At 66.7% G+C, this 21,521-nt stretch carries 15 protein-coding genes, 1 tRNA gene and 1 pseudogene; 10 read left to right on the top strand and 7 right to left on the bottom strand.

The features are described from left to right. The first annotated feature begins 101 nt into the window (after window positions 1–101). Together STROP_RS23535 and STROP_RS02850 are read left to right on the top strand one after the other, a co-directional pair. A complete protein-coding gene (locus tag STROP_RS23535; RefSeq protein WP_011904474.1) occupies window positions 102–287 on the top strand; it encodes a helix-turn-helix transcriptional regulator in 186 nt (61 codons plus the stop codon). Continuing rightward, the gene (locus STROP_RS02850; RefSeq protein ID WP_011904475.1) at window positions 284–1,678 is read left to right on the top strand and encodes a tyrosine-type recombinase/integrase; all 1,395 of its coding nucleotides are present in this window, start codon (window positions 284–286) and stop codon (window positions 1,676–1,678) included. Before STROP_RS23535 ends, STROP_RS02850 begins: the two co-directional genes overlap by 4 nt. 197 nt (window positions 1,679–1,875) lie before the next feature. Here STROP_RS02850 and STROP_RS02855 read toward each other — a convergent pair. Beyond that, window positions 1,876–1,948 (bottom strand) — tRNA-Arg (locus tag STROP_RS02855). A gap of 512 nt (window positions 1,949–2,460) precedes the next feature. Between STROP_RS02855 and STROP_RS02860 the strand changes: the two genes are divergently transcribed. Further along, the gene (locus tag STROP_RS02860) at window positions 2,461–2,928 is read left to right on the top strand and encodes a DIP1984 family protein (RefSeq protein WP_037329625.1); all 468 of its coding nucleotides are present in this window, start codon (window positions 2,461–2,463) and stop codon (window positions 2,926–2,928) included. 370 nt (window positions 2,929–3,298) lie between these two features. On the opposite strand, the gene STROP_RS02865 is transcribed toward STROP_RS02860, so the two are convergent. From STROP_RS02865 to STROP_RS02880, 4 genes are all read right to left on the bottom strand, one after another. Beyond that, window positions 3,299–3,751 (bottom strand): SitI3 family protein, encoded by a 453-nt coding sequence (locus STROP_RS02865; RefSeq protein WP_011904477.1) that lies wholly within the window; start codon window positions 3,749–3,751, stop codon window positions 3,299–3,301. A gap of 15 nt (window positions 3,752–3,766) precedes the next feature. Next, entirely contained in the window at window positions 3,767–4,168 is a 402-nt protein-coding gene (locus STROP_RS02870) for a CdiA C-terminal domain-containing protein (RefSeq protein WP_011904478.1), read from the bottom strand. A 200-nt stretch (window positions 4,169–4,368) separates the two neighbouring features. Further along, a complete protein-coding gene (locus STROP_RS23240) occupies window positions 4,369–4,839 on the bottom strand; it encodes an Hsp70 family protein (RefSeq protein ID WP_011904479.1) in 471 nt (156 codons plus the stop codon). A 665-nt stretch (window positions 4,840–5,504) separates the two neighbouring features. Then, a complete protein-coding gene (locus STROP_RS02880; protein ID WP_011904480.1) occupies window positions 5,505–6,473 on the bottom strand; it encodes an HNH endonuclease in 969 nt (322 codons plus the stop codon). Window positions 6,474–6,876: 403 nt separating this feature from the next. On the opposite strand from STROP_RS02880, the gene STROP_RS23540 reads away from it, so the two are divergent. Then, on the top strand, window positions 6,877–7,410 hold the full coding sequence (locus STROP_RS23540) for a very short patch repair endonuclease (protein WP_011904481.1): 534 nt from the start codon (window positions 6,877–6,879) through the stop codon (window positions 7,408–7,410). 412 nt (window positions 7,411–7,822) lie between these two features. Then, entirely contained in the window at window positions 7,823–9,139 is a 1,317-nt protein-coding gene (locus tag STROP_RS02885) for an ATP-binding protein (protein WP_011904482.1), read from the top strand. On the opposite strand, the gene dcm is transcribed toward STROP_RS02885, so the two are convergent. Beyond that, complete coding sequence (gene dcm, locus STROP_RS02890; RefSeq protein ID WP_011904483.1) at window positions 9,129–11,087, bottom strand: DNA cytosine methyltransferase; 1,959 nt, start codon at window positions 11,085–11,087, stop codon at window positions 9,129–9,131. The genes STROP_RS02885 and dcm overlap by 11 nt on opposite strands. A gap of 247 nt (window positions 11,088–11,334) precedes the next feature. Next, window positions 11,335–12,703, bottom strand: a pseudogene (locus STROP_RS02895) (IS1380-like element ISStr1 family transposase). Between the two features lie 425 nt (window positions 12,704–13,128). Between STROP_RS02895 and STROP_RS02900 the strand changes: the two are divergent. From STROP_RS02900 to STROP_RS02920, 5 genes are all read left to right on the top strand, one after another. After that, window positions 13,129–15,114 carry an AIPR family protein gene (locus STROP_RS02900; RefSeq protein ID WP_011904486.1) on the top strand — a complete coding sequence of 662 codons (1,986 nt, stop codon included), beginning with the start codon at window positions 13,129–13,131 and terminating at the stop codon, window positions 15,112–15,114. A 107-nt stretch (window positions 15,115–15,221) separates the two neighbouring features. After that, window positions 15,222–16,670, top strand: coding sequence for an ATP-binding protein (locus STROP_RS02905; RefSeq protein WP_202944447.1), 1,449 nt, complete (start codon window positions 15,222–15,224; stop codon window positions 16,668–16,670). Next, window positions 16,667–17,656 carry a PD-(D/E)XK motif protein gene (locus tag STROP_RS02910; RefSeq protein ID WP_011904488.1) on the top strand — a complete coding sequence of 330 codons (990 nt, stop codon included), beginning with the start codon at window positions 16,667–16,669 and terminating at the stop codon, window positions 17,654–17,656. The genes STROP_RS02905 and STROP_RS02910 overlap by 4 nt, the downstream gene beginning before the upstream one ends. After that, window positions 17,653–20,556 carry a Z1 domain-containing protein gene (locus STROP_RS02915; RefSeq protein ID WP_011904489.1) on the top strand — a complete coding sequence of 968 codons (2,904 nt, stop codon included), beginning with the start codon at window positions 17,653–17,655 and terminating at the stop codon, window positions 20,554–20,556. Before STROP_RS02910 ends, STROP_RS02915 begins: the two co-directional genes overlap by 4 nt. A 398-nt stretch (window positions 20,557–20,954) precedes the next feature. Continuing rightward, the gene (locus STROP_RS02920; RefSeq protein ID WP_011904490.1) at window positions 20,955–21,521 is read left to right on the top strand and encodes a hypothetical protein; all 567 of its coding nucleotides are present in this window, start codon (window positions 20,955–20,957) and stop codon (window positions 21,519–21,521) included.

Below are 21,521 nucleotides of genomic sequence, written 5' to 3' on the forward strand. Positions count from 1 at the left end.
GGAAGCGGCTACGAGCGAGTGGCTGACCCCCATACCCGCAACTCTGGATTCCGCCACAACCCGATGAAAGCCTCTTCCCGCTGCCTGGAGGAAAACCCCTCATGGAAAATGAGTTGCTGACCGTTCCAGAAGTCCTATCCACCCTAAAGGAAACGTCGCGTCGAACCTTCTATCGGTGGCGTGAACTGGGCATCGCTCCGGAATGCATCAAGCTGCCAAATGGTCAGCTTCGCGTCGAGCGGCGCGATCTAGAGGCGTGGATAGAGCAGCACCGGGAGGCGGCGTGAAGTCGCGGTCGGTGCGGATCTGGGAGATCCGCATTAATAAGGGTGCCGGCAAAAAGAAGACCTATACCGTGCGGTGGATCGTTGGCGGGCGGGTGAGTTCACGCAACTTTGCCAGCCGCGCACTGGCGGACAACTATCGATCCGATCTCATGCAAGCGGCCAACCGCGGTGAGGCGTTCGATGCCGCCACCGGCCTGCCGGACTCGATGACCGAGCCGAAGAACGCGATGTCGTGGCTGGAGTTCGTAGCGTCGTACGTGGATGTGAAGTGGCCCGGCGCGGCGGCCAAGTCCCGGGAGAGCATGATCGACGCACTGGCGACGGTGACCCCGGCATTGGTCCGTGACCAGCCGGGTCGGCCGGGGCCGGTCGAGCTTCGCCGCGTACTTCGTGATCACCTGCTGCCGCCGGCGGTCCGTGAGTCGGAGGTGCCGGCCGACCTGGCACCGGCGCTGCGCTGGCTTCGGCGGGCCTCGCTGCCGCTGGCTGAGGTTGGGGAGACGGTCGCCGTGCGGGGCGCGCTTGAAGCCTTGGCGGTCCGGCTTGACGGGCGGGCCGCGGCAGCGACGACGGTACGGCGCAAGCGATCGGTCTTCTACAACGCGCTTCAGTACGCGGTGGAGCTGGACGCCTTGCCGTTCAACCCGGTCGACAAGATCCGGGTGCGGGGGCAGCGGGCGAAGATCGCCAAATCGATCGACCGGCGGGTGGTGATCAATGGCCGGCAGGCCCGGGAGCTGCTGACTGCCGTGTCGTACGTGGGTGAACGGGGACGCGACGGCCGGCGTGGTGAGCGCCTGGTCGCATTCTTCGGCTGCTTGTACTTCGCTGCACTGCGTCCGAGCGAGGCGCTGGCCCTGCGGGAGCAGGACTGTGATCTTCCCGAGACGGGGTGGGGCCGGCTGACGTTGGAGAAGTCTCGGCCAGCGGCCGGGAAGCGGTACACCGACAGTGGTGAGGTGCACGACCGGCGCGGCCTAAAGCACCGGGCGGTAGCCGAGGCGCGTACCGTGCCGATCCCGCCAGTCCTGGTTAAAGCCCTGCGGGTACATCTGGACCGGTTCGGGGCGGCGAAGGATGGTCGGCTGTTCCGCAGCGAAAGGGGCAACGTGGTGTCCTCTACGACCTACTCCCGGGTCTGGAAGGCGGCCCGGGAGTTGGCGCTGACTCCGGCTCAGGTGGCATCTCCGATGGCGGGTCGGCCGTACGACCTGAGGCATGCGGCGGTGTCGCTCTGGCTGAACAAGGGCGTCCCGGCGCCCGATGTCGCGGACCGCGCTGGGCATTCAGTCGACGTGCTGCTCAAGGTGTACGCCAAGTGCATCGATGGCCAGGAGGCCACCGTCAACCAGCGCATCGAGGAGGCGTTGGACGACGACTCGCATGGGTAGGCTTGGCCGCGGCCGGAGAATCCACGTGGCGTCCACCGCGGCCCATCTGAGCTGTGGAAACGGCTTCAAGATCAATCCACAAATAGTCCACGGACGGCGACAAGTAGCGGCTTTCAGTGACCTACACCTGCGCATGTGTGCTAATAGAGGGGCGTATGTATTGTCAGCTCAGATCGTGTTTTCGCTGATCTTCGAGGTGCCCCCGGCAGGAATCGAACCTGCGACACACGGTTTAGGAAACCGTTGCTCTATCCCCTGAGCTACGAGGGCGCGAGGGCCTAGTCTAGCGACCTGGGGTTCACCTGGGGTGGCAGGGAGTGGCCCACGTTCACCCACGTTCCCCGGACCGCCGTTCTCCCAGCCCAGGAGCACACCCCGAGCACACGTACCCCGGGTTGCGACCGGCGGTCGCCCGCGGTGACCCGTGTTGGCATCGGTTCACTCCGGTTGGCATCCGCTGGAGAGCACACACCACGCACATCATCGAAGGTCACAAAGGGTTCCCGCTCCCTGCGAACTGGCCCTGGCTGGCCGGTAGGAGACGGCCCGGCGGTGACGGTGCTGGGCTTCGAGTGCCGAGGTGGGGAGTGACCTGATCTGAGGGCCAGCGTGCGGAGGGTCGGTGGTGGGGCACGTCGTTGTCGCGAGATGTCCGTACGGACTCTGGTGGGGTTGCGCCGCCACACCCGCTGATGGGGGTGGCGGCGGTGGCTGTCCGGCGGGCCGATCCGTCAGCGTCGACGGGGCAGCGGTGCTGATCTTCGTTGGTCATAATGGTGCCCATGAAGCTTGCTGAGGCATTGGCGCTGCGTTCGGACGCGGCGCGCCGCGCCGAACGACTCCGTGCCCGCATCACGGCTAGCGCCCGCTACCAGGAGGGTGAGACGCCAGCTGAGGACGCCTCGGCGCTCCTCGCGGAGGCGGGCGAGGCACTCGGTGAGCTGGAGTCGTTGATCCGGCGGATTAACCGCACCAACGCTGTCACCGTCGTACGGGAGGGGGGCACACTTACCGACGCGCTCGCGCGTCGCGATGTGCTTCGGCTGCGGCACAGTGTGGTCACGTCCGCCGCGGACGCCGCTGCGGGTGAAGGTCAGCGTGGGTATCGGCAGCTGCGCTCGGAGTTGACGATGGTTCCGGCGCTGTCGGTGAGCGAGTTGCGCGGGCAGGCGGACGACCTCGCCCGGCAGTTACGCGAGGTGGACACGTTGATCCAGCGGACGAACTGGGAGGTCGATCTGCTCGACTGATGTGGTGCGGAGCAGGTAGCCGACGTGGAGGCGTGCACAACCCGCTAGCCGGCGGGGAATCCGGCTCACTTTGGAGCGCCGAGGGCAGGCGTAGGGGTTCGATTCCCCGGCACACATCGCATGCCCAGCACAGCACACAGGTGACGGCGCACAGGGCACAGCACACCACCGGGTGCAGATCCACGACGGTGAGGGTGGGACAGGGGACTTCCGCAACCTCGTACATCAGGGCCGGCTGCCACGATCTCGGCAGGGGCTGCTCAGCTCCTGCGCGGAGCCATGCGTCTTCGCCGAGGGCAGCGCCACGAAGGCATACGCCTTCCGGAGGTGGCGCTCTGAGTTGGGCCAGCGAGGATGTCGTGGAAGTGGCTCAGCGGAGGAGCACGCCTTTGACGTCGTAGTTGTCCCACCAGGTTGGCCGGTGTTCGCGTAGTTGTCCCGTGACTCGTGTTAGCAGGAGCCAGTTGCCGTTGAGTACGAACGCGGCGTCTTCCGGCCGGTTGGTGAGGACCCGGGCCACGGCTGACACCATTGTTGGGACCACGTCTTCGGGTGGGTTGTTCGTGCGTAGGTCGAAGATGATGTTGGTGTAGGTGTCGGGTTCCCATTCCCACTGGGTGCCGTCGTCGTCTTCGGCGTCGAAGTAGCCGCTGCTGCCTGCGGAAACGGTGACGGTGTAGCCGAGTTCCTCCCCGAGGTCGGCGGTGAGCAGCCGGGGGTAGCCGGGCAGGGTGGACTCCTCGACGCCGTGTGGGGCGACGAGGGACGCGAGGTCTTCCAGGGGGATGTCGCCGGCTAGGGTCAGTCGGTATTCGATGCCCACGTTTTGCCTGCCTTCTCAGTTGCGTCGGACGATCTGAATAATCGCACCGTTTCGGGTCACCGCTGCCAGTTCCTTGAGGTGTGGGACCGGCCAGTCGTTGAACTGCTTTTGCAGGCCGGCGATGTCGCCGCGCCAGTCGCACAGGTTCAACACCACTCGCTGGGTCTGTTGCCTCGCTACTTTCTGTGACACTTCCGTCCATACCCCGCGTACCGCCTTGCCGGCAGTGGGGGAGTAGCAGTCGAAGACGTGGCCCTCGATGAGGTAGTCCGGATCCTTGTCCGGCTTCCCCCTGTCGCTGGTGTTCTCGCGGGCGTCGGCGATTTCCTGCCGCGTCGGGTTCTGATGCACGCGGTAGCCGTCGTGGGCGAGGGTGTCGGCGCACTCGTTTTCTAACTCCAGGGAGCGTTGTACCACCGTGTCCTCTCGTGGTGGGATCTTCGTTCGGGGCCCAGTGGGCGAGCCGTCGGGAACGCCGGTTGGCGGCCGGCTCCAGGATGTGGGACTCGATTCGGGGATGGCTGGGTCATCCGTGGCGGCTGCTGTCGTGGTCGGGCCGTCGGCGGCAGCGGTGGAGTTGGGGGCGGGGTTGGCGGATGCAGGGCCACCAGCCCCGGTCAGTTTCCCGACGATCCCAGTCGTCGTGCTTCAGCGACCGCCGCCTCGATAGCCTGCCGGGTAGTGCCGGTGAGGTCGTGCACGCTGATCTCCGCCGCGGCGATGGCCTCGCTCATCAGGTGTACGACGCGCCGTAGGACAGGACGGGCGGTCTGGTCCAGCAGCCCGACGGTGAGCACCGTCGCAGAGTTGTCGGGCAGCGTCATGGTCACCGCCGCGCGGTCGGCAGGGGCATGCTTCGCGGCCCGGACGCTGGCTGCGAGCACCCACCGGGCGCTGTCGCCGTCGTGGGAACCGTTGTGGGCGGTAAGGGCGGCGGTGATGGCGTCATCGATCGCCGTGCCGCCAGCGGCCGGGTCCGCCAGGGTGGACAGGACCTCGAATCCCGCCGTGCCGCGGCGCAGGACCGTGACCTCCGCGCCGGCCCCGACGTTACAGACCACGAGGAACGATCCGACCGTAAGCTGCACGCCTCAACCAGTCGCGGTTGGGCCAGACCTGCCCGGTGAGCGGCCTGCCGCAGCCAGGTACGACGACGAGGGTCCCACCCGGCGGGCACCACCAGCCGCACATCCTCCACTTGTACCCCGACCGTGCGGTGTGCCTGGTCGGCGACCCGACGCAGGGTCGCGGCCACCAGGTCGACGCCGTCAACCTCGGCGTCGGCGATCGTTACCCGGTGCTGCTCTGGTGACTGTCGCGGGGCCGGCACGAACCGGTCCGGAGCGTTTACGGCCGCCTGCCACGCCTGATGGCCGGTCACCACGGCTCCGTCCGGGGCGAGCAGCACCGCGCTGGGCAGCTCCGAATCGCCGTCGAACAGCAGCGGCGTCCAGCTGCCGTCCGGCCACGCCACCACCGCGGTGGTGCTGGCGCTCCCGCAGTCGATCGCCAGCCGAGCCTGCCCCGCCTGCATAGATCTCAGTCAAACATGAGGATCACATTCACGTCACTCATTAGCTACTTACAGCGGGCGGCAATCGGCGCCGTGGCCGGCCAGCGGCACTCTCTCTGCTCGCGGACGGGTATCCGGGCCACCAGTGTCGCCCACGAGCACCCGGGGCCATCAGCACGTCGCAGGCGATACCGTGACCAGGCAAAGTGCGAGCCATCTGGCCAGTTCTCACCCAGTGCGTCATGGTATGCCGGCGGTAAGAGGGGTGAGTCGGTGTTGCTCCCAGTGCTTCTGTATCCAGGATCTGTGGCCGGATTCCAACTTCGTTGCAAGCGGCTTGCCCTGAAGAGGCGCGTAACTCGGGTACGTGAGCAGGTCGCTGCGCAGGCTGATGGTCAGGGTGGCAGGGTCGACAGCGATGTCGCCTCTGTCGAAGAGCCGATGAAGATCCCGTCTCAACAGCAGCCCGCCATCGTCGTGATGTTGACCGAGTGTGGCGTAGCTGTACAAATGGGCTGCTTCCAGCGCCGCCGCGGGGCTGGATCCGGTGAAGGCACAGACCGGGCCCAGCGCCGCAAGCAAGCGTCTCCTGAACCCGCTCTGGCCGACACGAACTCGTACCCTGGCCTGGCGGTGACCTCCTGGAAGGGACTGCGCCCATGCCGTCGCCTCGCTGAGTCTCGCTGTGTCACGCGCCCTACCAGCCTGATCCAGCGCCTTACCGAATGCGTCCCAGCGCAGTGGCCTCATGCTGTGCTGGGATCTTGGGGACACGCACAGCGCACGTAGGGTGTCTCCGTCCAGGCAACGGCCAAGATCTAGCCAGTTGGCGTCGTGGCGCGACCTGAAGGTCTCCACCCGCTCCACACGGGTCAGGGCTTCCTCGAACGTCCTGTCGCAGGGGGTGCACCTGAACCTAGGTGCCTCTTGCCTGCGTCGCTTGATGTTCGCGCCCCCACAGTGGCGGCACCGGTAGAGGATTTTCTCGGCCCAACCTGTCTCGATTCCCTGGATCACGGAGGCGCCGATGACTGCCTTCTTGTCCCACAGGACGATCCGGTCGCCAACAGCCACGGCGCGGGCGTTGGCGACGGTGTGGTCCCAGCTGTAGTGAGCGTCGGGGTCGTCGTCGTACCCGTCGTTGCCGCCGTGCTGGCGATCCGTACCGACGGCCAACATCAGCCAAGCCTTCGGCGAACCTTCGGCCATGGTCACCAGTTGCCTCCCATCCCCGCCTTCAGGGGAAACCTAGTGGAAGGTTCGGACAACATCGAAGGCGCTCTTGGTGTTCACCTCAAGGGAGATGATCGATGTCGGGGTGGCCAAGCGGGCCCTCCGTTGGACCGGCTGTACCGACGGCAGGGACAGCATCGATGGGATCACCGCAGCCGTCGTGGGCTGGAGGCACACGCCAGTGGCAGGCCGCGCCGGGGCCGGTGGGAGCGACGGTGGCGGGACGCGTGCGAGGTGCGAAACTGGCGGTAGCTGGTCGTGGCTTGAGCTCTCTACACGGTAGGCGACACGGGCGCGACCTCGGACGAGGGTTCGGGGCGGTGACGCGGCGAGGTGAAGAGCCGCTGGCGCTCTTGCCAACGGTCAGGCTGGGGGTGCGATGACGAACCACGGCGATGAAGGCTCCCGGCCGCCGGGTCGCGCTGAGGCAAGATCCTGGGTGGCTACGACCGAGGGAAGCCACCTGCGGGGCCGCCGCACACGGGACACCGCACCCGAGGTCGCGTTGCGCCGCGCCGTGCACGCTCTCGGCCTTCGATATCGCCTGGGGCGAACCCTGTTCAACCGGTGCCGGCCGGACCTCGCGTTTCCGGGCCCACGCGTCGCGGTGTTCGTCGACGGGTGCTTTTGGCACGGATGTCCGCAGCACGGACCGTCCCGGTTTCGGGGTCCCAACGCGGACAGGTGGGCGGCGAAGATCGAGACGAACAGGCAGCGGGACCAGCGGGTGGACAAGGAACTGGTCGAAGCCGGCTGGCGAGTGGTTAGGGTGTGGGAGTGCGAGGTGCGCCAAGAGGTAGGTGGGGCGGCCCGCCGGGTCGCTGGTGTGGTGCGTGACTCGTCGCGTCCGAACCCCCTTCCTGCAGGTCCGACCGCCCGCCGTCCACCCGGCCGGCACGCCGCGCCTGACTAACCTGATGCCACCTTCCTTTAAGCGGGAAGTGCGCCGCTACCTGCAGCGCGGCGAGCCGGTCAGGCTGTCGCGAGGTACATCGATTTCGATCGTTCGACCCATTGCGCCCGGTCGCGATTCGCCGCGTCAGTTTGCCCCTCCGTCCTACGGTTTGTGGCCGGGGGCCCGGTCCCTGTGCCGCCCGCCTCTCTCACTGGTCGGTCGCGCGGTGGGATCCGCCGTTACGCGTCACATGGGCTGTGGTTGATCCATGTCCCGGACGCTGCTCCGAGCCCCGATCACTGGCGGCCGCAGGTGCGGCTGCCCGTGTCACGGGTTGGTTGCCTTCGCACTGGTGTGCGTCTGACGCGATGGTTGGCGGGAGAGTATGACATCCTGGTCCCCGTCACCGTTTTCGACCGGAGGAGGCGTCGTGAGCGCTCGGAACCTGTACAGCGTGGCGCCGTCTGCTGCGCGGTTGACCGACTCGCTGCGCGACATCGGTTACGACTTTCCGACAGCGGTGGCCGACGTGGTGGACAACAGTGTCGCCGCAGGCGCGAATCGCGTCGAGATCGACATCGTGTTCGACGGCTTCGACTCGTGGGTGATGATCGCCGATGACGGCGAGGGTATGAGCGCCAACGGCTTGTTGGAGGCGTTGCGCTACGGCAGCCGGCGCGACTACGGTCGCGGCGACCTCGGCCGGTACGGGCTGGGATTGAAGACCGCATCTCTGTCGCAGTGTCGGTCCCTGACGGTGGTTAGTCGCAGGAGGGCCGCCACGGCGCGCACCGTGTCACGGATGATCGATCTCGATCTCATCGCCGAGGTGGATGACTGGGTTGTTGCAGAACCGGCGAACGACGAGCGGGTTGTCAAGGCCCGCGAGACGGTGGCGGACACGGGGGGCACCGTGGTGCTCTGGCGCGGACTTGACCGCGTTCTGCCCGAGCGTAAGCCAGAGGGCGGCTGGGCACGTCGCCGGTTGGAAGCGCTGGCGGGCAGGACGGCTGACCACCTGGGTACGGTCTTCCACCGCTTTCTTGAGGGCGAGGTCGGTGATGGCCTCGTGATCACGGTGAACGGCGAGAAGGTCCAGCCGTGGAACCCGTTCGCCCCGGACGAGCCATCGCGAGAGGTGCTTCCTCCGCTCCGTTTTGAGGTTACCGTCGGTGAGGCCACCGGCACGGTCTCATTGCAGCGGTACGTCCTGCCGTCCCGCGACCAGTTCTCGTCCCAGGCGGAGTTCGAGCGGCTCTCGGGCCCGCTGAACTGGAACCGTCAGCAGGGCCTGTACGTCTACCGTGCCCAGCGGTTGGTCCAGTGGGGCGGATGGAACGGCATGCGGGGCATCGACGAGCACACGAAGCTCGCGCGGGCGGCACTGGATTTCGACACGGATCTTGACGTGGTGTTCAATATCAACGTGGCGAAGATCAGGGTGGCGATGCCGCCGCAGCTGCGCCAGCTGCTCGAACGTCCGGTGCACGAGCTGTGCATGCGGGCGGACGACGCCTACCGCAAGAACTCGCGTGGAGCCTCCGAGGGCGCGGAGGTAGCCTCCGAGCAATTGGCAGCCCTGTCTCGCAGCGAGGCATCTGGGGCGACGCCACCCATGCCGGTTGTCGGCTTGGCGCTCCGAGCCGCTGCGATGCGTGCGGGTGAGTACGCCGCTCTGCAACGCATTGGGGAGAGGCTGCGGGCCGAAGCCCCTGATGTCGCCGCTGCGCTCGGCTTCAGGGACTGACCACCGGCTGCCGTTCGATCCGACTGCCCCGTTTGGCAGCCTCGCTGCATGCCCTGTTGAGGGGGCAGCGTGGGCAGGCAGGGTCGGTCGGGCGGCAGACGGAGGTGGCCAGCTCGATCAGGCCGAGGTGTGCTCGCCGCGCGTCGGCGTCATCGCCGATCATTCGGGCAACGGCCAGACGCCCTGCTGTCATTCTGTGGCTGCGTTCGACGTGCTCGCCGGTGAAGCGGGCGGCGACGCGGTGAGTGCCCTTGGTGATGAGGACGGGTTCCTCCGCGTTGTCTTCGTCGCGGGTTGGGATCGCGAGGACAGCAAGGTCGATCACCGAGGCGTCGACCCCGCGAAGGCTGTGGATCTTGTAGTCGTCGAGCAGGTCTGGTTGCGAGGTGAGCGTGCGCGCCAGTTCGAGCAGCCGCTCCGCGCGGTGCTCGCGGTTGATCCACCGCCCGATCTCGACGAGTTCGTCGCCGGCGTCGACGGTGTCCTGTGGCTGCTCCCATCGTTCGAGCAGTGACCAGAGGATTCGAACCTGCTCGGGTGCTGTCCGGTCGAGAAGCATCTCCGCGGAGATGACCTGCCACCGTGTCCGAGCGCGCAGCCACGGGAGGGCCGGCTCGCTGAGGTCGTCGAACCAGGTGGCGAGGGCGTGGGCTATGTCGCGGCTGCGGTACGGAGTTGGCCTGAGGGCGTCCAGCGCTGCCATCACGGCGCGTCCGAGCTGGGTGCCCAGCGCCGGGGGTACGGCGTTGCCGATCTGACGGAACGCGGCCGACGGTGGGCCGGCGAAGCGGAACCAGTCGGGGAAGGTCTGCAGCCGCGCGGCCTCACGCACCGTCAGTGTGCGGTCCTGTCGGGGATGGATGTACCAGTAGCCATCCTTGGCGATGTGCGCGGTGATAGTGCGGGAGTAGGTGTCCTCGCTCAGGCGCTTGTACTTGTCGTCGAAGATGTCGTCGCGGTAGCGCTTGACGTCCTCCGGCAGTTCTGAGTATCGGGTGCCGGCGTCCATCATGTCGAAGGCGCGCTGGTCGTCCTCGCGTACGGGCCGGGTGATGTGGTCGAAGACCTTGCCCGTGTCCACCGGTGCAACACCCTGACGCATCTGCCTCTGAAAGGCGGAAGCGGGGCCGGTGTAGTCTGACCAGCCGTCGGCACCACCCTCGGGCCTCCAGCCGCCCTCGACCTCGGGTAGGTCGCCGATCGCGTTCCACACCGACACCCGGTCCGGTACCTCCGGCGGCCAGTCGAAGGCGACTCCGTCTCGCAGTGCAACCAGGATCAATCGCTGGCGGAACTGGGGTACGCCGTAACGGAGGGTGTCGACGACCTGTTCCTCGACGGCGTAACCGATCGACTCCAGTTCGTGCACCATGGTGCGGAGGATGAACATCTCCCGATCGAGTGCCATGTCGGGGACGTTTTCCATGATCACGGCGGCGGGTGTGGCCAGCTGAATGACCTCCAGGAACGAGTGCCAGAGGTCCCGGCGTTCGTCATGTGCCGGGCGGAGACCGTGACGGACCTGGTGACGGATCAGTGACCGGCCCGCTCGGGAGAAGGGTTGGCATGGTGGGCCGCCGGTCAGCAGCTCGATCCCCGCCTCCTTGACCAGAGCGGCGATTCGCCGGATGTTGGCGGACTCTCCCAGGTCGTAGTCGAGGGTGAGGCCCGGGTAGTGATGACGATGTGTCTCGACGGACTCTGGGTCGCGGTCGGCCGCCAGGACCACACGGAAACCGGCCTCGGTGAGACCCAGGCTCAGACCACCCGCGCCGCTGAACAGGTCCGCTGCCAGCCGCTCGCCCCGCTCACGGCACGCTTTTGCGAAGCGGAGGAACTCGTCGTCGTTCTCGCATGCCTCGGGGTGTGGCGCCAGGCGTACGAACGGGCCACGTACGAGTTTGACGCCGTAGCCTGCCCGACGCCGTTCGACGGTATTTTCCGTCATCCGTGTCACCTCCCCGATCGTCGGAACGCACTGCGCAGGTTACCTCTGTGGTCCGACGCCTGGCGTCGGCCGCCCCGCGCCGTCAGCTTGCTGCCCGCCTAGCCTCGGTCTTTCATTTAAGTGCCGATCGGATAGCCGCTGCTCGATGAATCTGGTTTGTGTGGTGGTAAGTGTGTTGTTGGCATGGTGAGGGCCCGGCGCGGGGCCGGGTTCCTCCGTGCTGCTGGCCGGGATGAGACTCGCTGGGTCAACCAGTGGGCCGGGGTAGTGCGGTGAGCTTGGTGAATGCGCTGGTGAGCGCATCGGCCCAGGGCCAGCTGGCGGTGATAGCGACCCGGGTCCGGCGGGCAGTGCGGGTGATTCGGGCAGCGACGTGCAGTAGCCGGTAGCGCAGTTTCTCCGGCTCGGCGGTGGCCAGCTCGCCGTTCAAGAGCAGGATCTGAGTCCAGGCGAGCAGGTCAATTGCCGGTCAAGGCGAGCTGGAGCCAGGCCTGGTTGATCGCGAAGACGTGGGACGGGAACCGGCCGAAGCCGGTGTTCTTGCCGCAGCGGATGCGGTCCTCGACGCGGGCGTGGGCTCGATGCCGGGCCTCCAGGAACTGCACGGATCCGCTGCCGGCCGGAGTGTCGGTGGCGACGATTTGGTGCCGCCAACCTTCGAGGGTGTCGAACAGTGACAGCTGGGCGCCAGGGTGCGGGCGTTCCCGGCGGACCAGGAACCGGGTGCCCTCAGGCCAGCCAGCCGCGTCGAACAGACCGGTGATCTCGCAGACCTCGGCATGTTCACGCAGGTCACCGTTGGTGTCGACGGCCGGAACCCAACCGGTTGCAGCCCGGATCGCCGCCCGCACGGGTTCGGTGATCGCGGCGCCGACGCTGAATCGGATGTCCAGATGCTGCTCACGTAAGGCCTGGATGTGGGCCAGGAAGCCGTGGCTGGAACCAGCCGAATCCGAGCGCAGCAGGATCGGGGTGCCGTGCCGGACCGCGTCGGGGATCTGGGTGAGGGCCTGGTCGAGCACGCTGATGTGGTCGGCGGTGGTGTTGGACCCGGCCCGGCCTTCGCGCAGCAGCCCGGCCAAGGCCTCGCCGGTGTTGTCCAAGAAGCACAGCAGCGGGTGGAAGCCGAAGGTCTTCTTCCAGGTACGGGTCGCTGATTCCTTCTCGGAATGGCAGATCACGATGGTCGCGTCGATGTCCAGGACCAAGCCATCGACCGGGCGGCCGGCCACCGTCGGCCGCGGCAGGTCGCCGTGGACCTCGGCGTGCTGGGCCCAGGCGACCTCACGGGCGTGTGCCCGGGCGGACCGCAGCTCAGCCAGCGCAGACTCGTCGAGCTGCGACAACAGCCGCCACGCCGTCGGATCGGAAGCGACCGGACCGAACAGCGCGGCCTCGTTGCGTAGCACGGCAAGGTCGGCGATGGCCTCACCACCGTCGGCCAGCATCACCGCCACATCCACGGCGATCCGGCCCGGATCATGCCCGCTCTGCCGCTGCCGCAACCCCGCCAACGCCTGACTGAACGCGCTGGCCAAACCGGTCGCGTCGGCGAGGTCGGCCAGTAGCCGGGCACCGGCGTGACTGACCACGCCGCGGCCACCACCGGTCACCATGATCTTTGGACGCGTTGCGGTACTCTGCACCCTGCGAGTGCCTTCCGTGACAGGAACATGGGACTCTCGACAAGCCCTATCTTCCCTGATCAGAAGGCACTTCTTTCGTTCCGGTCCACCCCTTGGACAACCCTTAGCGAAGGGCCGAGGCTAACGGGTTGCCGCGCGAAATCTTCAAACTTCGTCGCGCCACAGGTAGCCGGGTGGGCCCGGAAAAGGACCGATGAGGTGATCACGACTCGCCCGCCGGGTCTTGTCGGTCCTGTCCTTATCGTGGAGAGTTGGTGCCATCACGCAACCGCGTCGGCGCGAAAAGTCACCTCACGTACCGAGAAGTCCTCCGGAGAAATGCATGACCCTCACTGGTCCGCCCGGGATGTGCGGCTCATCGTGCCGTGCTTGTGCCCTGCGGCACAGGGGTGCGCGTGGCTGAGCCGGATGTCAGCGCCTACGCGCACGGCCTCATCGAGGATGTCAGGGCCCAGGCCGAGATCGAGGGTTGCGACCTGCACGAGGCCTTCACCCAGTTGATGCTCGACCAGCTGGCTGCCGACGGGCACACCGAGGATGCCGTGGCGGTGCACTTCAAGGACCACGGTGTCGAGGTGAGCGGCTACGGTGCCGCGACCGACGACCGGTCGCTGGACCTCTTCCTCACCTACTACAGCCCCCGCGCCGACGACGACCACAAGATCGGGCGTGCCGACGTCGAGGCGGCGTTCAGGCGCTTGGAAAACTTCCTGTCCCACTGTCTGCGGGGCACCCTGGCGAGACGGGACCCGTCCTCCGAGGTAGTCGCCATGCGCGACGCCGTCACCGACAAGTTCGGCAGGGTCGAGTCGATCCGTCTGGTGCTGGTGACCAACGCGCGCAGCGTCGCACGGGACGCCGTCGCGCCCATGTCGTTCGAGGGGCGGCACGTCACCCGCGAGTTGTGGGACCTGCGCCGGTTGGCGAACTGGTCGGCGTCCGGCAACAAGGCCGAACCGATCGTGGCGGAGTTCCCGGCGGGTCTGCCGTGCTTGGCCACCCCCCGTACGGACGAGGACTACTCGGTACTTCTCGCCATCGTGCCGGCCCGTGGCCTCGCCGATCTGTATTCGACTCACGGTGCCAGGCTCCTAGAGCTGAACGTCCGCTCGTTCCTGCAGGTCCGCGGAGCGGTCAACCGAGGAATCCTCGACACACTGAGGGGGAACCCGGAGCGATTCCTCGCCTACAACAACGGCATTGCTGCCACTGCCTCGAGGGTGGACTTCGAAAACACCCCGTCGGGACAGAGGGTGATCCGTCGTATCCATGGCCTACAGATCGTCAATGGCGGGCAGACCACCGCCACCATCCACCACGCATACCGCTACAAGGTCGACGTCGACGCGGCGCACGTGCAGATGAAGCTGACGGTCGTGTCACCGGACCGGCTTGACGACATCGTTCCGCAGATCTCGGCCTACTCCAACACCCAGAACCGCGTCACCGCCTCCGACCTGAAGGCGAACAGCGCGTTCCACGTGGACGTCGAACGCATCATGCGTACCCTTTGGGCTCCACCCAGCGCCTCACACCCCCACGACACGCACTGGTTCTACGAGCGCGCCCGCGGCCAGTACGCCAACGCCCTGACCCGTGAGGGCACGCCCGCACGGCAGAAGGTGTTCAAGGCCGCCAACCCGCCCGCCCAGAAGTTCACCAAGTCGGACCTCGCCAAGTTCGAACACTCCTGGGCCAGGCAGCCACACCTTGTCAGCCTGGGTGCAGAGAAGAACTTCACCCTGTTCTCGCAACGCCTCGATGAACATCCCCCTGCCGTGGACAAGCAGTACTGCCGGCATCTGGTGGCCAAGGCGATCCTGTTCCGAAAGGTTGACAAGCTCGTCGCCAGGCAGAACTTCGGCGGCTACAAGGCGAACATCGTCACCTACACCGTCGCCAAACTGGTCCAGGCGACACGGGGAAGAGTCGACCTCGACCATATCTGGCGCACCCAGGACCTGACGTCCGCCCTGCAGGACGCCGTAACCGACCTGTCCATGCTCGTGCACAAGGTCATCACATCGCCTCCCGAGGGCCGCACCAACGTCGGCGAGTGGACCAAGAGGCCGGAGTGCTGGAGCGCCGTACAGGATCTCGACTGGACTCCGCCGCCAGCGCTGGAGGCGGAGCTCGTCGACCTCGACACCTACAGCACCAACATGGACCTGATCAGGGGCACCGCTGCCACCGACTGGACCGACCTCGCCGCCTGGGGCGCCGAAACCGGGTATCTCGACGCCGAGCACCGCAGGTCCTCGGCAGAGATCGCCCAAGCCCTCGACCAGGGTTGGGATCCCGCCGGCAAGTACATACGGGGTGCGCTGGAGGCCATGCGCCAGGGTAGACGCAACGGGTTCCGTCGCGTCAACGGATTCTGAAGGTTCGTTCGGACCACCGGTAGTCAAGCGGGGAGCGGAAGATGTCCGTCTGGTTCCAGGAGGTTCCCACCGAGGGATCGGTGGAGCTCCCACCCGATCCGCGAGCCTTGGACGCCCTCGGCCGCAACCACTCGCTGGAAACCGCTCTGGCCGACTTGGTCGACAACTCCCTCGACGCCGGCGCAACCGAAATCCTCATCCGGTTCGTCCAATGGGGCACCCGGCTGGTCGGCCTCTACGTCGTCGACAACGGTCGCGGCATAGCACCCGAGAGCATCGATGACGCGATGACCGTCGGCGGGCAACGCCAGTACACGGGGAATGACCTCGGCCACTTCGGCCTCGGGTTGAAAGCGGCATCTTTCAGTCAGGCAGCCAGCCTCACCGTGCTCTCGCGCGCAGCCGGACGTAAGCCGGTCGGACGACGCTGGCAGCTCGACCTCGTGCGGCATAGCTTCGACTGCGACATCGTTCCTGATTCGTTCGTCGCCGCCGAACTCAACCGCGACTGGCAACTCCCGAACGGCTCCTCGGGTACAGTCGTGCGGTGGGACAGCGTCAGCGGTTTTCCCTCCTCGGACGACCCCGAGCAGGTCGACGAGTTTCTGAGTCGCACGGTCTCGCATCTGCAGGGACACCTCGGCCTGACCTTCCACCGCATACTCTCCGACCGCGGTGTGCGGATCGTTATCGATGTGGAGGACGCGGACCTCGGCCCCGGCGTCCGCCATCCGGTAACGCCGATCGATCCCTTTGCCTACCCCGACACCCTGGCTGGCTGGCCGAAACAGCTGAGGGCGCCGATCGACGGGGCAAAAGTGGTTCTCGACTGCCACATCTGGCCGCGCCGCTCCAACGCACCTGAATACCGGCTTCCCGGTGGGGCCGAGACGCGGCAGGGCCTGTACTTCTACCGCCGTGGCCGACTCCTGCACGCCGGAGGCTGGGAGGGCATCCACGCGCCCGACACCCGACTCCAGCTTGCCCGAGTCCGCATCGACATCGACGGCGACACCGCGGGACTGTTCGTCATGAACCCCGAGAAGTCCCGGGTGTCGGCCGGACCCCGCTTCGCCCCTGCCGTCGCCGCGGCACACGCCGACGATGGCACCACGATCACCGACTACCTCCAAGCCGCAGAAGCGGCGTGGGCCGCCGCCAACCGCCGCAGGACCGCACGGCGCAGTGCCGCTTTACCACCCGGCAAGGGTTTCCATCCCAAAGTTGCTCGCGAGATCCGCGACGAGCTGCCCCTGCTCCACGAGGACCCCGTCAACATCCAGTGGAAGCGGTTCACGACGGATGCATTCCTCGAGTTCGACCGCGACACCAGAACGCTGTGGCTCAATCGGGCGTACCGGCAGGCCCTGCTCGGTGGCCGACGCGGCGGCGGCAATGATCTGCCGGTGCTGAAGGCTCTGCTGTTCCTCCTCGCCGGCAACGTCTTCGAGGGCGCCCACTTCGGTGCCCGCGACAAGGACAACATCGAGCTCTGGCAGGAAGTCCTGACCGTTGCCGCGAAGGCGGAGAGATCGACCTTCGAGGCCCGCCAGTGACCACCGCAGCAGACCGTCACCTCAGCACCGACAGCTTCAGCACCTACCTCCACACCCGGGCCCCGATCGACCACCCCATTCCTGGATCACCGCGGGTGGTGCTCTTCGTCGACCCTCACACCTCCCGTGTCGGGCTTCGCGGACCGGCAACGCCCCACGAGATTCCACCAGCCGGACTCGAACACCTCACCGCCCAGGCCGTCCACCACGGTGGACAACGCATGATCGAGATTGCCGTCACCGACCCACGGCTGTTCGTGGACGCCTACCCGCTGCTGTGCGCCGTCGCCGACCGGGTCCAGCTGGACCAGCAGACACTGACCGCCGCGCTCGCTGAGACCCTGCGCCGCCTGGGCCACCTCCTACAAACAGAGGATGTCCTCCCGCAGGAGAATGAGACCGGGCTCGTTGGGGAACTGCTCGTCCTCGCAGGCCTCGTGTACGCCGTCGGACCTGACACCGCGCTGACAGCATGGCGCGGCGGGCGAGCCGAGGAACACGACTTCGGGCTGGACGAGCACGACGTCGAGGTCAAGACCACGATGTCCGAACGACGCTCACACTGGGTCTCCTCGCTGACCCAGATGGTCGCGACAGGGGACCGGCCGCTCTGGCTGGTGTCCCTGCAGATCACCACAGCGGGCAGCGGCGGACGCTCCCTTCCGGAACTCATCACGGCAGTCCGCGCCCTCCTGCCCACCACGATGCAGCATCACGAGTTCGACGGCCTGTTGTGCGCCTCGGGCTGGCGTGACCGATACACGGCCACTTGCCAGCGTCGATGGCGACTACGAACCCCTCCCCGGGTATTCGCGGTCACCGAGGCGTTTCCCCGCCTGACGCCGAGGCTGCTTGCGCACGCCGGTGTCGAGGTCACCCACGTGACCGATGTCCGTTACCGGCTGGATCTGACCGACCTCACCGGCGACGAGACGCCACAGATCCTGAATGACGCACTCACGAGGGGACAACGGGAATTGCCATGAGTGACACCGTCACCACCGCGTACAGCGCCGCGCTTGACGCGATGCAGCGCACCGGCCCCAAGCGTCTGCACGCGCTGGCCGCCATGCTGGGCGCCGACACCCCCGACATTGCCGACGGCTCCGCGCTGCTGGCCCACCTACGCGACGCTGGGCCCGAGGACGCCCTGCGCCAGCAGATCGCGCACACGCTGGCCGGGTGGGATCACGAGCAGAGCAGTGCCCCATGGACCGAAGGCACCATCAACAACACCGCCGAACGCCGCGCGGCGGTGATCGCCGCGCTCGCCGTCGAGGACCCTACAGCGGACCTGATCGCCGACCTGTTCCCCTACGCCGTCGCAGACGGGGTCATCGTCATCGCCGACGACTGGGAGGAGTGGCGCACCCCGCAACGCCGTGCCGAGCGCACCTTCTACTGGGCGCACTACCATCGCTACCTGCTCGACAAGTGGCGCAACCCCGACGCCGTCGCCGACCTCGACAGGGCCACCGAAGAGGTCGTCCGGCGTCTGTCCGACCCTACCCGACCCGTCGCCTATCAGGCCAAGGGCCTTGTCGTCGGATACGTCCAGAGCGGCAAGACCGCCAACTTCACCGGCGTCGTGGCCAAAGCCGTCGATGCCGGATACCGACTCGTCATCGTCCTGACCGGCACCACCAACATGCTGCGCGCCCAGACCCAGCGACGCCTCGACATCGAACTGTGTGGTCGGGAGAACATCGAACGGGAGATCTCCCCCCACGACCAAAAGGCCCACGAGTACCAGAACGACCCCGACTGGAAGGGCGACCGGTTCGTCCGTCACGGAGGACGGCCCTCCGACGCCGGATACCCCGACATCCACCGGCTGAGCAACCACGCTGGCGACTACAGGCGGCTCAAGATGGGCTTCTCCGTCCTCGAGTTCAGGGGACGTGAGCGAAACCGCAAATTCTTCGACCCGGCGAACCTACACACCAGCGACGCCCGTCTCGTCGTCGCCAAAAAGAACGCCTCTGTCCTCGAGGCGCTGGTGGCGGACCTGGGTCGCATCAGCGACCGCCTCGGCGAGGTCCCCGTTCTCATCGTCGACGACGAGTCCGACCAAGCCTCGGTCAACACAGTCAGCCCGAAGAAGTGGAAGGAGGACAGCAAGAAGCGCACCGCGATCAACCGGCTCATCGGGCAGCTGCTGCGGATGATGCCCCGCGCGCAATACGTCGGCTACACCGCCACCCCGTACGCCAACGTCTTCATCGACCCCTCGGACGTCGAGGACATCTTCCCGCGCGACTTCCTCATCTCGCTGCCCCGACCCGACGGCTACATGGGGGCGGAGGACTTCCACGACTTCGACGTCGAACTGCCCCTCGACCAACGACCGCTCACCACGTCGAAAGAACGGGCCCACGTTCGCTACCTCGGCGACGAACCCGACGACAGCGAACTACGCTGTGCCGTCGACATGTTCGTCCTCACCGGCGCCCTCAAGCTGTACCGACAACGACACGGCACCTCCTACCGGCACCACACCATGCTCGTTCACGAGGCGATGGGCAAGGACTCCCACCGACAGACCGCCGAGCTGATCGGCCACCTGTGGAACGCCGCCGGCTACTACCAGCCCACCGGACTAGCCCGGCTCCGCGACCTTTACCACACCGACGTTCTCCCCGTCTCCCGCGCACAGGCACCCACACTGCTCACACCGAACAACTTCGACGACCTGCGCGACGACATCGGCGACGCACTGCGGCTGATCAGCCCCGCCGACCGTAACGGCAGCCCGGTCATCGTCGTGAACAGCGACACCGACCTCGAAAAGCAGCAGGAGAGCCTCGACTTCGACCAGCGCGAGATCTGGCGGATCCTCGTCGGCGGTAACAAGCTCGCCCGCGGCTTCACCGTCGAAGGGCTGACCGTCACCTACTACCGGCGCACCACAGCTCAGGTTGACACTCTCATGCAGATGGGCCGCTGGTTCGGCTTCCGACCCGGCTACCGAGACCTGGTCCGCCTCTATACCACCCCCGACCTGCACGACATGTTCGAGGCCGCCTGCCGCGACGAGGACTTCCTCCGACGAGAACTGCGCCAGTACGCTGCGCCGACCGGCGGCTCTCCGCAGCTGACCCCCCGGCAGATCCCACCCCTGATCGCCCAGCACCGTCCGGACCTACGACCGACCGGGCGAAACAAGATGTGGAACGCCATGCTCGTCCTGAAGAGCTCGCCCGGCAGGCCAATGGAACCTGTGGCATTCCCTTCGACCGTGGCGAAAGTGAAACACAACCTCGAACAGTGGAAGCCGCTGATAGCTGCCGCAACTGAGCGAACGGTCAGGTTCGCAGTGCCAGGGGCCAAGACCACCTACACGGCGGGAGTGGCAGCCATCAGCCACCCGACGCTCCTCACCGTACTTTGCAACCTCAAGTGGCTGGCTGACGACACCTTCCAGCCCGAACTCGCGTGGCTACGCCGGCTGAGCACCGACCAACTCGCACGGTGGGTTGTTTTCCTACCCCAGCAAACCAGGTCTACCACCCGGCGCGTTGTTGCCGGTCACGGACCGATCAGCGTATTCGAACGCCAACGCACATCGTCTGGTGCATCGTTCCGTGTGTTTAGCGAGGAAAGACACCGCAATGCGGCCATGAGGATCGCTGGCATCGAGACGCCGATCCCGGACTCCGAGGCCGACGCACTCAGGGGCAGGGCCACCGGTGCGATCATCCTCTACCCGACCGTCGAAAAGGACAACCTTGAGCCCGGGGAGGATGGAGCTGTCGCTGATGAGAAGGTCACTGTTGGCTTCCATCTTGTCACTCCCCTCAGCGCGGTGCCCGCTGGCGGAAAGCTGATGCACTGGGCGACCTTGGACAAGATGAATCCGAGAGCGCTAGTAGTCGATGCACTATGAAGCGCGCCGTGGCGTCAACACACCCTCCGTCGAGTCGCGGCCGCAACTGTCTAGTCCTGCTGCCCGCTCCTCCCGGCTGGGCGCTGCCTCCCACGGGGGAGTCCGGCCCGGTTGCGATCAGCCGCGCGGTGGCTGATCGTCGTTGGCGCGGTCAGGTCCGTCGGGTCGAGGAAAGCGACGTCGACGTCACCCACGGACGACGGGTCCAGGCGGCGTCCTCAAAGGATCTTGGTGTCGGATGATGTAGCGCGTGGGTCGTCGCTACGAGTTGTCTGACGTCGAGTGGGAAGCGCTGTCGCGGTACCTGCCGTCAGCGGTGACCGGCGGTCGGCCGCGGGTCGATGACCGGCGAACGTTGAAGCCAAGCGTGCTTGGCCTAGCGTAGTAGGCTGACGGGTATGAGCCGGTTTTCCGAGGATGAGCTGCACACGGTTGTCTCCCGGTACGAGGCGACGCGGGCGCAGGCATTGACCGAGCGGGACGAGCAACTGCGGGCGTTCCACGCGGCCGGGTGGCGGCCGGTGGATCTACAGCGGGTCACCGGTTACAGCCGGGAAACGGTCCGTCAGGCACTTCGACCGGAGGTCCGGCGGGCGACCAACCTCAGCCGGCGCCGGACCCCACCCCGGCCGCCGGTGGACTATCGACCCTATGGCGACCGGAAGCCTTATGTGACCGCCGAAACCCTCGCCGCGCTGCACGGCCCCACCAAGGGCACGGTGACGCTTCCGCGTCATCTCGACTGGTCCGGGCACGCCGAGTACGACCTGAACCGGCCCGCGCGCCTGGCCAGCATGTACAAGGTGGTGCTCACCGAAGCCAGTGCCGTCGAGGATCTGCACACCTGGCTCAATGCCGACCTCCTCCGGCGACTCTGGCCCACCCTCTGGCTGCCACCCCAGCTCCGCCAGCGCTGGGAAGACGCCTTCCCCGAACTCGCCGCCACCCGCAGCAACGCGGCGTAG

The organism is Salinispora tropica CNB-440 (genome assembly GCF_000016425.1).
In the GTDB taxonomy this organism is placed as follows: Bacteria; Actinomycetota; Actinomycetes; order Mycobacteriales; family Micromonosporaceae; genus Micromonospora; species Micromonospora tropica.